Consider the following 13030-nt stretch of genomic DNA (forward strand, 5'->3'; position numbering starts at 1 on the left):
CACCGTTTCCCGGAGATTTCCATGAACGCCGCAGTTCCCCAGACCACCCTCGCCCTGCCCACCGCCAAGCTGCTGATCGACGGCGCGTTCGTCGAGTCGCAAAGCACCGAATGGGGCGACATCGTCAACCCCGCGACGCAGGAAGTGATCGGCCGCGTGCCGTACGCGACGCTCGACGAGGTCGATGCCGCGATCGCGTCCGCGCAGCGCGCGTTCCAGACCTGGAAGACGACGCCGATCGGCGCGCGGCTGCGCATCATGCTGAAGTTCCAGGATCTGGTGCGCCGCAATCTCGAACGGATCGCACACACGCTGACTGCCGAGCAGGGCAAGACGCTGCCCGATGCGCAAGGCGACATCTTCCGCGGGCTGGAAGTGGTCGAGCACGCGTGCTCGATCGGCACGCTGCAGCAAGGCGAGTTCGCGGAGAACGTCGCGGGCGGCGTCGACACCTACACGCTGCGCCAGCCGATCGGTGTGTGCGCGGGCATCACGCCGTTCAACTTCCCCGGCATGATCCCGCTGTGGATGTTCCCGATGGCGATCGTGTGCGGCAACACGTTCGTGCTGAAGCCGTCCGAACAGGATCCGCTGTCGACGATGCAGCTCGTCGAGCTCGCGATCGAAGCCGGCGTGCCGCAAGGCGTGCTGAACGTCGTGCACGGCGGCAAGACCGTGGTCGACCGCCTCTGCACGCATCCGGACATCAAGGCGATCTCGTTCGTCGGCTCGACGCGCGTCGGCACGCACGTGTACAACCTCGGCAGCCAGCACGGCAAGCGCGTGCAGTCGATGATGGGCGCGAAGAACCACGCGGTCGTGCTGCCCGATGCGCATCGCGAGCAGTCGATCAACGCGCTGGTCGGCGCGGGCTTCGGCGCGGCCGGCCAGCGCTGCATGGCGACGTCGGTCGTCGTGCTGGTCGGCAACGCGCGCGACTGGCTGCCCGATCTGGTCGAGAAGGCGAAGGCGCTGAAGGTCAACGCCGGCGCCGAAGCCGGCACGGACGTCGGCCCGGTCGTGTCGAAGGCGGCGAAGGCGCGCATCCTGTCGCTGATCGACGCGGGCGTGAAGGAAGGCGCGACGCTGCTGCTCGATGGCCGCGACGTGAAGGTGCCCGGCTACGAGCACGGCAACTTCGTCGGCCCGACGATCTTCTCCGGGGTGACGACGGACATGTCGATCTACACGGAAGAAATCTTCGGACCGGTGGTGGTCGTGATGGAAGTCGATACGCTCGACGAAGCAATCGCACTCGTGAATCGCAACCCGATGGGCAATGGCGTGGGCCTCTTCACGCAGAGCGGCGCGGCCGCGCGCAAGTTCCAGAGCGAGATCGACGTCGGCCAGGTCGGCATCAACATCCCGATTCCGGTGCCGGTGCCCTACTTCAGCTTCACCGGCTCGCGCGGCTCGAAGCTCGGCGATCTCGGCCCGTACGGCAAGCAGGTCGTGCAGTTCTACACGCAGACGAAGACGGTCACCGCGCGCTGGTTCGACGACGACGCGACGGCTGGGGGCGTGAATACGACGATCGCGCTGCGCTGAGTGCGACGGATGGCGCCGGGTCGAGTGTTGGAGCGCTGGGGCCGGTCGACCGCGAAGCATGGGACCGGACTAAGCGCTAAAGCGCCAAGTCCGGTCGACACAGGAACCTGTACATGGAAATTGCATTCATCGGACTCGGCAACATGGGCGGCCCCATGGCCGCCAACCTGCTCAAGGCCGGCCACGCATTGACGGTGTTCGACCTCGACAAGAACGCAGTCGACACCGCCGTACACGCCGGCGCGACGGCCGCTGCATCGCAGCGCGACGCGGCCGCTCGCGCATCGCTGGTGATCACGATGCTGCCGGCCGCGCAGCACGTGCGCGAGGTTTATCTCGGCGACGACGGCGTACTGGCCGGCGCGCGCGCCGGCGCGACGTTCGTCGACTGCAGCACGATCGATCCGGGCACCGCCTGCGCGGTCGCCGACGCCGCCGCGCAGCGCGACTTCCCGCTCGCCGATGCGCCGGTGTCCGGCGGCACCGGCGGCGCGCAGGCCGGCACGCTGACCTTCATGGTCGGCGCGGAACGCGCGCTGTTCGAGCGCATCCGCCCGGTATTGCTCGACATGGGCAAGAACGTCGTGCACTGCGGCGGCACGGGCACCGGGCAAATCGCGAAGATCTGCAACAACCTGCTGCTCGGGATCTCGATGATGGGCGTATCCGAAGCAATGGCGCTCGGCGCCGCGCTCGGTATCGAGCCGGCCGTGCTGGCCGGCATCATCAACACGTCGACCGGCCGCTGCTGGAGCTCGGACACGTATAACCCGTACCCGGGCGTGAATGACGCGGCGCCCGCCGCGCGCGGCTATTCGGGCGGCTTCGCGGCGAACCTGATGCTGAAGGATCTCGGGCTCGCGACCGAAGCCGCGCGTGGCGCACGGCAGCCGGTGTGGATGGGCGCGCTCGCGCAGCAGCTTTATCAGTCGATGAGCCAGCAGGGGCTCGGCACGCTCGACTTCTCCGCGTGCGTGAAGCTGTACGAAGCGCAGCCCGCGTGACGCGGCCCACGGACGTGCGCCGACCCGCGATGCCCGTCAACGGCATCGCGGGTCGATTCACTTCCGTAACAGCGCGGGGAGCTGGCGGCGCGGCGGTTATCCGCGCGGGTTCGACGCCGTCTCGAAGGTCGGATGGCACTCGAACGCGAGTTCCGAGCGCGCGTCGACGCGGCTGCCGCCGGTCACCGACTCCTGCTTCAGGCTCGCGCGCATGCCGCGCTGCGTGCAGTAGTTGGTCGCTTCGTTGACCGCTTTTTCATGGGCGTCGGCCCATGTCGTCGACACGCCGAGCGTGCGGGTCGTCACGGTGAAGACGTTCGGGTTCGACGTCGCGGTCACGTCGGAAGCGGTCGAACACGCGGCGAGCAAGCATGCAGCGGCCGCGATGGTCAACCCTCGCAGGGATCGAAAAGGTACAGGGATGGACATGGGGGCAAGCGCGCGTCGATTCGACGGCATTGAGCAACATAGGCGACAGTATGCCTGCTGAATCGCCGGAGATCATGCCCTTTTCGGTGAACACATTGTTTCGAATGGTTAAACGATCGCTGCATCGGGGCAAAATGTGCGGCCCGAAAACGCGACCATGCGCCCGTTCTCATCGGCCAATACGGGCGCGCGGCCGCAGCGATGCCAGTCGCCTCGCGGATTGGCGCCGACGTTCCCGACGGGCTCGACCGCAGCCGGCGGAATCGCGTTCGCATGCGCAATCGCTGACGTCGGCGGCTTCGCCTTCGCTTGCTTCATCGGCTGGCTGCGCGACACGCTCGATGCGATAAGCGCGGGCCCGCATGGCTTCGTCGCGTGCATGCCGATCCCTCGTGCGCTCGCGTATCCGGCGAAACTGCTGAACCGCTGATTCACACCACGCACCGCGCGTTGTACTGCGATGCACGCCGCGCGCGATTGAACGGCCACCTTCATATCGATGCGCACGCAACGATATGCGCGCAGAACGTCTGCCCCATCCTCGCGAATCGCGAGCAACGCACAACGGACCGCGTTTGAAACGGTTTGCTGCGCGTGTCGCTCTCTTCATCGCTGCGCCGCCTTTTTTACAAGCGCGCCGTCTCGACTCACACGATCGGACGCCGCACGCAACTGCGGCTCCTGTTCACACCTCGGCCATACGGACGCCTGCGCCGAATTCGCCATGCGGGCACGTCGCTTGCGTCATCCATGCGCCCGCCGCCCCGGCGGACGGCAATTTCTTCCTTCAATCCGGCGCTGCGTACCGCGCGATCCGTCGCGCGGCGACACCGCATCGCAATCAGGTTCCCTGAACGAGAGGACGACAATGAAATCCATTCGAACGATAGCGGCCCTGTGCTCGGTCATTTCCGTGCTCGCGGCCTGCGGCGGAGACGGCAACGACGTCGGCACCGAACTCGGCATCTCGAAACCGCAGGCGCGCTTCATCAACGCGGTGCCGGCCGGCCCGAATCTCGACTACTACCTGAATGCGAAGGTCGATGCGTCGGGTGTCGCGTACAAGGGCGTGACCCGCTATCACGACATCGACTCCGGCACGCAGACGGCGAGCTACGACGTCTCCGGCACGACCGCGACGGTCGCGTCGCAATCCTTCGGCGCGGCGAACGGCCATCACTACACCACGATCGCGTTGCCGAGCACGTCGTCGGCGATCTCGGTGATCGACGATCCGTTCGACAAGAAACTGCTGTCCGACAAGGCGCGCGTGCGCAGCTTCAACGCATCGCCGAATGCACAGAACCTCGACGTGTACGTCGTGCCTCCCGGCACCGACATCAACTCGCAAAGCCCGACGCTGGCGGGCGCCGCGTACCAGAACGCCGTGCCCGCATCCGGACAGGACTCGGTCTACCTGAACGGCGGCAATTACCAGGTGATCGTCACGACCGCCGGCAGCAAGACGCCGATCCTGACGACGGCGCCGGTCAACATCGGCAACAATGCCGACTGGCTGCTGGTGACGATCCCGTCGGGCGGTATCGGTGACGTGACGCCGAACGACGTGCACGTACTCGTCGCGCAAGGCAACGATGCGGACACCTCCGCGCAGGAACTCGGCCCGCAATAACCGCCAGCCGCGGGCCGCCGCCCGGCGGTCCGCGCGGCGGCCCTTGGTATGTCAGTCGATCCGCTCCAAGCGGATCACGTGCTCGGCACGCGTGCCGTCGCCGTGCTCGACATCGACGTCGCCCACATGCCGGACGCGCCAGCCCGGCCGCGTCGCGATCTGCGGCATGTTGCCGCCCGGCCGGCTTTCGATGCCACCGAGGCCTTCGTCCGGCGTGTCGACAGCGTCGTCGAGCGATGCGTTCGAATAGATCACGTTGTCGTGCCACTCGGTCGCGCCGGTGCGCGCCTCCATGCCCTTGCCGTCGACGTCGACCGTGTTGTCCGTCATCGCCATGTTGGCGTTGTCCAGCGTGACGATCCGGCCGGCCGCACGACGCACCGGGTCGCCGCTGTCGACCGCATGCGCGTCGACGTCGATCGGCGGCAGGCCGGTCGGCGTTTTCCCAGCAACCGCCTCCGGCGTCAGCGGCCGCTTCGCGGCCTCTGCGGTCTCTGCGGCCTGGGTCGCCGCGTCCGGCATGTCGCCGGCCGCCGGCGTCTTGACTGGGCTCTTCTCGATCTGTTTGCGCTGCTGTTCCGGGATTGGATTCGATTCCGCGTTCTGCATCGCACCTCCTGTTCCCCACCGCGTGCGCCGGCATGATGCGGCCGGCGCCGCTCCGGGAATCGCTACAAACGTCCTTGCAAATCTTTCACGCGCAGCGCACCGGCCCGCGCGTCCGCGGACGCACCTACCGGAACGCCGTCACGGCGGCATGCGGGCGAACTGCCGCGCACGCCGCCCGCCGTGGTCAATCAGCCGCCGCTTGCGCCGGCCGGCCCGGATGCCGCGCCCGGCATGCTCGCCGCACTGCCGGCCGCGCCGCTGCCCGGCATGCCCGATGGCGCAGTCGACGGCGCCGGCGCCATGCCGCCGGTGGCGCTCGTGTCCGAGCTCGCGCCGGTGCCGGTGTCGCTCTTTTTCTGACAACCCGCCCCGGCCGCCAGACCGGCGATCAGGATGCCGGCGAAGACGGCCCGCGATACGTGACGAATGGAATATCGCTGCATGACACCTCCGCTGATGTCGATGTGGATGGAGCCCTTCAGTACGCAATTCGCATGCCGCGCGGTCAATCCTTCCCCATTCATTTTTCAAATGACATTCAGCCGAATATTTAATTTCCCATCGCCGCGACGGCCGCCCATACTCGCGAACATATCCGCGACATAACGCCTGCGGCCGCGCCGCCGGTTCGCGCCGCGTAAATGGAAGGAGACGACGCGTGCCGCCATTCAGCGCGAGGACGCCGTTCCGCCGGCTGCTCGACGCGGCCAGCACGGGCAACGTGTACCGGCTGACTGCCGATCGCAAACGGCAATACGACGCGTGCCGGGACGATCACATCGGCGTCGCCTGCGCTCGACACTGAACGCCGCATTTGGAGTGCGCTCGATGAGAATCCTTGCAGTCAACGCCAACACGACCGGGTCGATCGCCGACGCGATCACCGCGCGGGCGCGCGCCGCGTCCGAAGCGGATCGTCAGCCGGCCGGTCGCCTTCGCCGAATGACGGCCCGCGCAAACGCGTAGCGACATGCGGGACGCTCCGGGGCCGAACGGCCCTCCGCTCGACGCGTGCGACGCCACAGGCGCGCTCGACGTGCTGGACGCGCGGCTGATGCGCATCCTGCTCGTGCTGCTCACCGAGCGCACCGTATCGCGCGCGGCCGTGCGTCTGAACATGTCTCAGCCGGCGACGAGTGCCGCGCTCAAGCGCCTGCGCACGCTGCTCGGCGATCCGCTGCTGGTGCGCAGCCGCTACGGGATGGTCCCGACCGAGTTCGGCGCGCGGCTGATCGAGCCGCTGCGCAACGCGCTGCGTGTGATCGACTTCATCCGCAACCAGCAGCCGACCTTCGATGCGCGCACGTCGGTGCGCACCTACCGGATCGGCTGCCCCGACTACCTGAACGTGCTGTTCGTGCCGAAGCTCGTCGCGCTGTTCCGCGAGCGCGCATCGAACGCGCAGCTCGTGTTCCATCCGCTCGGCGACGGTTTCGACGACGAGCGGGCGCTCGCCGACGGCGAACTCGACGTCGTGATCGACAACCGCCCGGCCCGCTCGTCGCGGTTCCGGCAGGACGACCTGTTCGACGATCGCGTCGTATGCCTGATGCGCGCGACCCATCCACTCGCACGACGCGGCGCGATGACGCCCGCCGAATTCGCGCAGGCGCCGCAGCTGTGCCCGACACCGTCGTGGCTCGAAGCATCCGGCGCGATCGACCGGCAGCTCGAACGCGTCGGACTGCAACGGCGGATCGTCGTCACGCTGCCGCACTTCGAACTCGCCGCGCATGCGCTGGTGCGCTCCGATCTGATCCTCACCACCACGTACCGGCTCGCGCGGCACTACGCGAAGCTGCTGCCGCTCGGCGCGGTTGCGCTGCCGATAGAGCCACCCGACATCGTGTACCGGATGACGTGGAACGAAGCGGGAACTTGCGTGGAGGGCGTGCGCTGGTTGCGCGCGCTGATCGTCGAAGCGACGCGCGGCTGGCTCGATGCGGAAGCCGCACGACCGGCCGTCGCGGCGGTCGCCGCGAACGCGGATGCGCTCGCGCGAACGAATGCGCCGCTCGCCGATGCCCCGGCCGAACCGACGCGGCGCGCACGCCGCCGGCAAGTGACGCATTGCGGCGCATCGCGGCGACCGCACGTCGCGCGTGCGGCACGCATCCATCGCGTCGCAACGAAGTCGCGCTGAAATCGCGGCTTGCGTCACGCATCGCGCATCGGTTGCGCAAGCAACGTGTATGCAACGACGGCGGCAGCGTGCGCGAGCACGCCGCTCATCGTCAGCGCGGCGGCGAATCTTGTCGCGAAAGCCGCGGGCGCCGCACTGGCGCGAACGAGCGAATAAGCATTTCGCGATTCGATGTTTGCCGGCGCGAAACCGATTCCGTAATCTGCCGGCAACCGCGCGGCCTGCGCGCGGCTCACCGAGGACCGCCGCCGATGACTTCTCCCGCCGCCCCGGCTCGCCGCCGCGCCCTGCTTCGCGTGGCCGCGCTGGCCGCCGCACCGCTGGCCGGCACCGCCGCACTGCCCGTGCGCGCGGCCGGCCCCGACCTGTCGAACGTCACGCTGGTGCTCGGCGACCAGGCCGGCGGCCTGCGCGCGCTGGCCGAAGCCGCGCGCGTGCTCGACGGCGTACCGTACCGGTTTCGCTGGGCGAATTTCCAGGGCGCGGCGCCGCTGTTCGAAGCGCAGCGCGCAGGCGCGATCGATCTCGCGCCGGCCGGCGACCTGCCCGTGTTGACGGCCGCGCTCGGCGATCCGGCGCTGCGGATCGTCGCGACGCGTGTCGGCTCGCCGACGTCCCTCGGCATCGTCGTGCAGCCCGATTCGCCGGTGCGTACCGTCGCCGATCTGAAGGGGCGCACCGTCGTCGTGTCGTCGGCGCGCGGCAGCATCTCCCAATACCAGCTGTACGGCGCACTGCGCGAACACGGTCTCGCACCGGGCGACGTCGACGTGCGCTTCGTGTTGCCGGTCGATGCGTTCGCCGCGTTCGAGGCCCGGCAGATCGGCATCTGGGCGACCTTCGATCCGTACTACGGGCATGTGGTGCGACGCGGTGCGCGCGTGGTGCGCGACGGCAGCGGCATCAACTCGGGACTCGCGTTTCTCACGTCGCCGGTCGATACGCTGAATGAACGCGCGAAACGCGCTGCGCTCGCCGACGTGCTCGCGCGGCTCACGCGCGCCGGCCAGTGGGCACTGGCGCACCCCGTCGATTACGCGGCCGTCTATGCGTCGCTCACGCGCCTGCCGCGCGATGCGGCCGCCGACATCGTCCGCCGCGCGCCGCTCGCGCAGCGCGGCGTCACCGGCGCGGACATCGACGTGCTGCAGCGCGTCGCCGACCGCGCGGCGGCGGATGCGATCCTGCCTAAACGGGTCGACGTCGCATCGATCGCGATCCGGAATCTGGCTGCGCCTGAGGCGGGCTAGGACGGCAAGCGGACGCTTCGGGTTCGCGCGATTGCCACCATGGCGTCAATGACGGATGTCATGTCGAGTTCGTCATGCCGGAGGCGCCGCGCCGCGCGGCCGCGTCATGTCCAGATCCGGCACGTCGTCGCCGAACGTCGAGGCGACCAGCGTGCGCATCGCGGCGATCAGCAGCGTCGGCCCCGACTGGTTGAACGTGCAGCGCTCGCCCGCGGCCGGCACCGCGCGATGCAGCACGGCGCGCCACGGACCGTGCGCACCGTCGCGCTCGAACGCGGCGAACGGCAGCCGCTCGACGATCGGGCCGCCGTCGACCCACGACAACGACGGCGCAAACGGCACCGGCGCGCCGCCCGGCTCGCGAACCACCGTGCAACCCGACGCGTCGACGCGCGGCCCATCGTAATCCTCGGCCATCGCCACCCAGTAATCCAGCGCCGCGCCTGTCAGGTCTTCGACTTGCATGACCGCCTCCGCTTCATATTGGGCCGCGACATCGCAACCGCCGCGCGCGTCGCGTTTCCTCGCCGCCGTCTTTGATCCGCCGCGTCAACGCGATAAGCATAGTTCAAATCGTTGCTTGTCCGCGCCGGGAGCGTCCTCGAGAATGACTGAACGGGCTCGCGCCCGGTTTCGTTTTCCTAACGTTTCCACTCCGATCGATCCATGCTTCCACTGCGTCTGCTGCGATCGCTGCTGATCGCCTCCGTCTTCACGCTGCCGGCCGCCGCCGCGCACGCGGACAAACCCGCTCTCATCCGCATCGGCGTCGCTCAGCAAGGTGCCGGCGATCCGCCGACCTTCGGCGGCTCGTCCGCCGCGACCGTGCAATTGCAGCAACTCGTCGAAAAGGAATTCGCGGCCGACGGCATCAAGGTGCAGTGGCTGTTCTTCAAGGGCGCCGGCCCGGCCGTCAACGAAGCGATCGCCAACAAGGCACTCGACTTCGCGTACCAGGGCGACCTGCCCGCCGTGCTCGCGCGCGCCAACGGGCTCAAGACGCATCTGCTGCTCGCCACGAGCGTCCGCTCGGGCGTCAAGATCGCGGTGCCGCCCGATTCCGACATCAAGTCGATCAAGGACCTGAAGGGCCGTCGCGTATCGATCTTCCGGGGTACGAACCTGCAGCTCGTCGCCGACAACGCGCTCGCGAAGAACGGGCTCGACGAACGCGACCTGCGCGTGACCAACCTCGACACCGCGAGTGCGCTGGCCGCCCTGGCGTCGAAGGGCATCGACGCGTCGGTGAACGACTATCAGCTGTACAAGCTGCGCGACGCGGGCCTCGCGAAAATCATCTACGAATCGCAGAACGACGGCCCGCAGTTCACGCGCCAGACACACCTGCTGGTGCTCGACGACTTCGAGCGCGCGCATCCGGACATCGTGCAGCGCGTGGTCGACGCGGTCGTGAAAGGCGCGCACTGGTCGTCCGACGAAGCCAACCGCGATGCGCTGTTCAGGCTGTGGGCGAAGAGCGGCGTGCCGGTGTCGTCGTGGCAGGCCGACTATGCGAACCAGCGCCTGAAGGATCGCCTGTCGCCGCTGATCGACCCGTTCCTGGTCGCGCGCTACAAGGCTGTCGCACAGGATGCGTTGCGACTGAAGCTGATCCGCCAGCCCGTCGACGTCGACGGCTGGTTCGAGCCGAAGTATCTCGACAACGCGCTGCGTGCGCAGAAGCTCGAACAGTACTGGCCGCGCTACGACGCGTCCGGCAAGCCGCTGTCCTGAACCGGAATCAGCCGATGAGCGACACCGCGATCCCGATCCCGTCGTCCGACCCGCATGCGCTCGGCGCGTCGTCGCGCCGTCGCGCGGCCGTGAAGCGGCTGGCGTGGCTGCTCGCGCCGTGGGCGCTGCCGGCGCTGCTGTTCACGCTATGGAGCGTCGGCAGCGCGCGCGGCTGGATCGCGCCGCAGATCCTGCCGCCGCCCGATCAGGTCTTTCAGGCACTCGCCGAACTCGCGGCGAGCGGTGATCTCCTGCGCCATACGCTGATCAGCCTGCAGCGTGTGCTGGTCGGTTTCGCGGCCGGCACGCTGCTCGGTTTCGCGATCGGCGCGGCGCTCGGCCTGTCGCGCACGTTCGAAGCATACGTACTGCCGAGCTTCAATGCGCTGGTGCAGATTCCGGTGCTCGGCTGGCTGCCGTTCCTGCTGCTGCTCGTCGGCGTCGGCGAGCCGCTCAAGTACCTGCTGATCGCGCATGCGGCACTGGTGCCGGTCACGCTGAGCACGTTGCAAGGTTTTCGTCAGGCGCCCGCCGCGCTCGACGAGGTCGCGCGCGGATTCGGCTACACGCGCCGCCAGCGCATCGCCCACGTCGTGCTGCCGGCCGCCGTGCCGACGCTCGCGACCGGCGTGCGGCTCGCGTTCACGAAATCGTGGCTCGCGCTCGTCGTCGTCGAGCTCGTCGCGTCGTCGGAAGGACTCGGCTACCTGATCGTGTACGGCAGGCAACTGTTCCAACTCGATCTCGTGATGGCCGCCGTCGTCGTGGTCGGCGCGGTCGGCCTGCTGATCAACCGGCTGCTCGACGCGCTCGAAGCACGCCTGCGTCGCGGCGTGCCGTCCGCGTTTCGCGGCTGACGCTGCACGTCCCGCTTCCCGAGGAGTCCTGTCATGCCGCATTCTGCGACGCCGATACCGCACGAAGCGCAGCGCGCCAACGTCGAGACACGACGCCGCCACGCGCCTGACTGGCGCGGCCTCGTGCTGCCGCTGGCCGCCGTCGCGATCTGGTGGGCGATCGCGTCCGCGCATCTCATCAACAGCGGACTGCTGGTCAGCCCCGCCGACGTGCTGCGCACCGCATGGACGCAGGTCGCGAGCGGCGCGCTGGTCCGCGCATTGTCGGCGTCGCTTGCGCGCGAAGCATGCGGTTTCGCGATCGGCGCGACGGGCGGGCTGCTGCTCGGTGCCGCGCTGGGGCTGTCGCGTATCGCGACGCGCATCGTCGGCCCGAGCTTCGACACCTTCAAGCAGATCTCGCTGTTCGCGTGGATCCCGCTGATTTCCGTCTGGTTCGGCCTCGGCGACATCGCGAAGGTCGTGTTCCTGTCGCTCGCGGCGCTGCTGCCGGTCGCCGCGCATACCTGCGACGGCATTCACGCGATGCCGCGCGCGTATGTCGACGTCGCCCGCGCGCTGCGCTATTCGCGGCTTCAGCTCGTGCGCCACGTGATCCTGCCCGCCGCGCTGCCGTCGATCTTCACCGGGCTCTACCTCGGCCTGATCTATTCGTGGCTCGCGACGCTCGGCGCCGAATACCTGCTCGTTGCGGGCAGCGGTATCGGCAACACGCTGATCGACGGCAGCGAGCAATTCCGCATGGATCTCGTGCTGTTCGGGATCGTCGTCGTCGGCGCGACCGGGTGGGCGCTGAACGCGCTCGCCCGCGCGATCGAGCGCAAGGTGCTCGCGCAGCGCGGCGACCTGAGCGCCTGATCGTCCTTTTTTCCCGTGACTTCCTACGCCTGCTCCGCCATGACGACCCTTGCCTCCGATTCGCTCGACATCCTTCACGTGAGCAAACGCTATGCGCAGCGCGGCGCGACGCTCGCCGTGCTCGACGACGTCTCGCTGCACGTGCGCGCCGGCGAGTTCGTCACGATCGTCGGCGCGAGCGGTTGCGGCAAGTCGACGCTGCTGCGGCTGATCGCTGGTCTCGACACCGACTACGCGGGCGAGATCCGCGCGGGCGACGAGGTCGTGCGCGACACGTCGCTGCAGCGCGGCATCGTGTTCCAGGACCATCGGCTGTTCCCATGGCTTACCGTCGCGCAGAACATCGAGGCCGCGTTGCGCAACGCACCGCTGGATGCGCGGCAGAAACGCCGCGCGGTTGCCGATCACATCGCGCTGGTCGGGCTGGATGGCTTCGAGCACGCGTATCCGAACCAGTTGTCCGGCGGCATGGCGCAACGTGTCGCGATTGCGCGCGGCCTCGTGAACCGTCCCCGCGTGCTGCTGCTCGACGAACCGTTCGGCGCGCTCGACGCGCAGACGCGCGCTCGCATGCAGAACGAACTGCTGCGCATCTGGGAACAGGAGCGCATCACGATGATCCTCGTCACGCATGATGTCGACGAGGCCGTCTATCTCGGCGATCGCGTTGTCACGATGGCGCCGCGCCCCGGCCGCATCGAGCGCATCGTCGAGGTCGCGCTGCCGCGCCCTCGCCGCCGCGATTCGCCGGAATTCGCGCGGCTGCGCGCCACGGTGCTCGCCGATTTCGACGACGGCGACGACGATCGGCCGGGCGGCACGCCCGCGTGGGCCGATACGCCGCATGCGCACCGGATCGGCGCATGGCGGCTCGCATGGTAGGCGCACGCGCACGCGTCGTTGCATCGCACTTCCGCGCATATCGATCGGTCACGCACGCTAAGGTTGTGACGATTGATCGGTTC

15 protein-coding genes are annotated in these 13030 nt (G+C 68.5%); 11 read left to right on the top strand and 4 right to left on the bottom strand.

Features of this window, described 5'->3' with window-relative positions; all coding sequences use genetic code 11:
- Nucleotides 1-21: 21 nt before the first annotated feature.
- Nucleotides 22-1548 (top strand): CoA-acylating methylmalonate-semialdehyde dehydrogenase, encoded by a 1527-nt coding sequence (locus HW466_RS04245; protein ID WP_059869433.1) that lies wholly within the window; start codon nt 22-24, stop codon nt 1546-1548.
- Between the two features lie 113 nt (nt 1549-1661).
- Nucleotides 1662-2552 (top strand): 3-hydroxyisobutyrate dehydrogenase, encoded by an 891-nt coding sequence (gene mmsB / locus HW466_RS04250; RefSeq protein ID WP_174905635.1) that lies wholly within the window; start codon nt 1662-1664, stop codon nt 2550-2552.
- Nucleotides 2553-2648: 96 nt separating this feature from the next.
- On the opposite strand, the gene HW466_RS04255 is transcribed toward mmsB, so the two are convergent.
- Nucleotides 2649-2981: a hypothetical protein gene (locus HW466_RS04255; RefSeq protein WP_059450859.1), complete on the bottom strand. Its 333-nt coding sequence runs from the start codon at nt 2979-2981 to the stop codon at nt 2649-2651.
- Nucleotides 2982-3089: 108 nt separating this feature from the next.
- Entirely contained in the window at nt 3090-3539 is a 450-nt protein-coding gene (locus tag HW466_RS04260) for a hypothetical protein (RefSeq protein ID WP_174905636.1), read from the bottom strand.
- A 310-nt stretch (nt 3540-3849) separates the two neighbouring features.
- On the opposite strand from HW466_RS04260, the gene HW466_RS04265 reads away from it, so the two are divergent.
- Nucleotides 3850-4614 (top strand): DUF4397 domain-containing protein, encoded by a 765-nt coding sequence (locus HW466_RS04265; protein WP_059450857.1) that lies wholly within the window; start codon nt 3850-3852, stop codon nt 4612-4614.
- 51 nt (nt 4615-4665) lie between these two features.
- On the opposite strand, the gene HW466_RS04270 is transcribed toward HW466_RS04265, so the two are convergent.
- Nucleotides 4666-5223 carry a DUF3005 domain-containing protein gene (locus tag HW466_RS04270; protein WP_151006514.1) on the bottom strand — a complete coding sequence of 186 codons (558 nt, stop codon included), beginning with the start codon at nt 5221-5223 and terminating at the stop codon, nt 4666-4668.
- Nucleotides 5224-5403: 180 nt separating this feature from the next.
- Here HW466_RS04270 and HW466_RS31800 point away from each other — a divergent pair, with 180 nt between their 5' ends.
- From HW466_RS31800 to HW466_RS04290, 4 genes are all read left to right on the top strand, one after another.
- The gene (locus tag HW466_RS31800) at nt 5404-5583 is read left to right on the top strand and encodes a hypothetical protein (protein WP_239006117.1); all 180 of its coding nucleotides are present in this window, start codon (nt 5404-5406) and stop codon (nt 5581-5583) included.
- Between the two features lie 298 nt (nt 5584-5881).
- Nucleotides 5882-6028: a hypothetical protein gene (locus HW466_RS04280; RefSeq protein WP_170296770.1), complete on the top strand. Its 147-nt coding sequence runs from the start codon at nt 5882-5884 to the stop codon at nt 6026-6028.
- Nucleotides 6029-6193: 165 nt separating this feature from the next.
- Nucleotides 6194-7366: a LysR family transcriptional regulator gene (locus tag HW466_RS04285; protein WP_174905637.1), complete on the top strand. Its 1173-nt coding sequence runs from the start codon at nt 6194-6196 to the stop codon at nt 7364-7366.
- Nucleotides 7367-7617: 251 nt separating this feature from the next.
- On the top strand, nt 7618-8616 hold the full coding sequence (locus HW466_RS04290; RefSeq protein ID WP_174905638.1) for an ABC transporter substrate-binding protein: 999 nt from the start codon (nt 7618-7620) through the stop codon (nt 8614-8616).
- Nucleotides 8617-8688: 72 nt separating this feature from the next.
- Here HW466_RS04290 and HW466_RS04295 read toward each other — a convergent pair whose 3' ends face one another.
- Nucleotides 8689-9081 carry a phage protein NinX family protein gene (locus HW466_RS04295; protein WP_059950599.1) on the bottom strand — a complete coding sequence of 131 codons (393 nt, stop codon included), beginning with the start codon at nt 9079-9081 and terminating at the stop codon, nt 8689-8691.
- A 201-nt stretch (nt 9082-9282) separates the two neighbouring features.
- On the opposite strand from HW466_RS04295, the gene HW466_RS04300 reads away from it, so the two are divergent.
- Genes HW466_RS04300 through HW466_RS04315 form a run of 4 tightly spaced genes read left to right on the top strand, consistent with a single transcriptional unit; the run spans nt 9283 to nt 12947 of the window.
- Nucleotides 9283-10350 carry an ABC transporter substrate-binding protein gene (locus tag HW466_RS04300; protein WP_059507188.1) on the top strand — a complete coding sequence of 356 codons (1068 nt, stop codon included), beginning with the start codon at nt 9283-9285 and terminating at the stop codon, nt 10348-10350.
- Nucleotides 10351-10364: 14 nt separating this feature from the next.
- Nucleotides 10365-11207, top strand: coding sequence for an ABC transporter permease (locus tag HW466_RS04305; RefSeq protein ID WP_059773283.1), 843 nt, complete (start codon nt 10365-10367; stop codon nt 11205-11207).
- Nucleotides 11208-11240: 33 nt separating this feature from the next.
- Complete coding sequence (locus HW466_RS04310) at nt 11241-12065, top strand: ABC transporter permease (protein WP_151005934.1); 825 nt, start codon at nt 11241-11243, stop codon at nt 12063-12065.
- 39 nt (nt 12066-12104) lie between these two features.
- Nucleotides 12105-12947 (top strand): ABC transporter ATP-binding protein, encoded by an 843-nt coding sequence (locus tag HW466_RS04315; RefSeq protein WP_151005936.1) that lies wholly within the window; start codon nt 12105-12107, stop codon nt 12945-12947.
- Nucleotides 12948-13030 lie beyond the last annotated feature (83 nt).

This window comes from Burkholderia territorii (assembly GCF_902833055.1).
Lineage (GTDB): Bacteria > Pseudomonadota > Gammaproteobacteria > Burkholderiales > Burkholderiaceae > Burkholderia > Burkholderia territorii.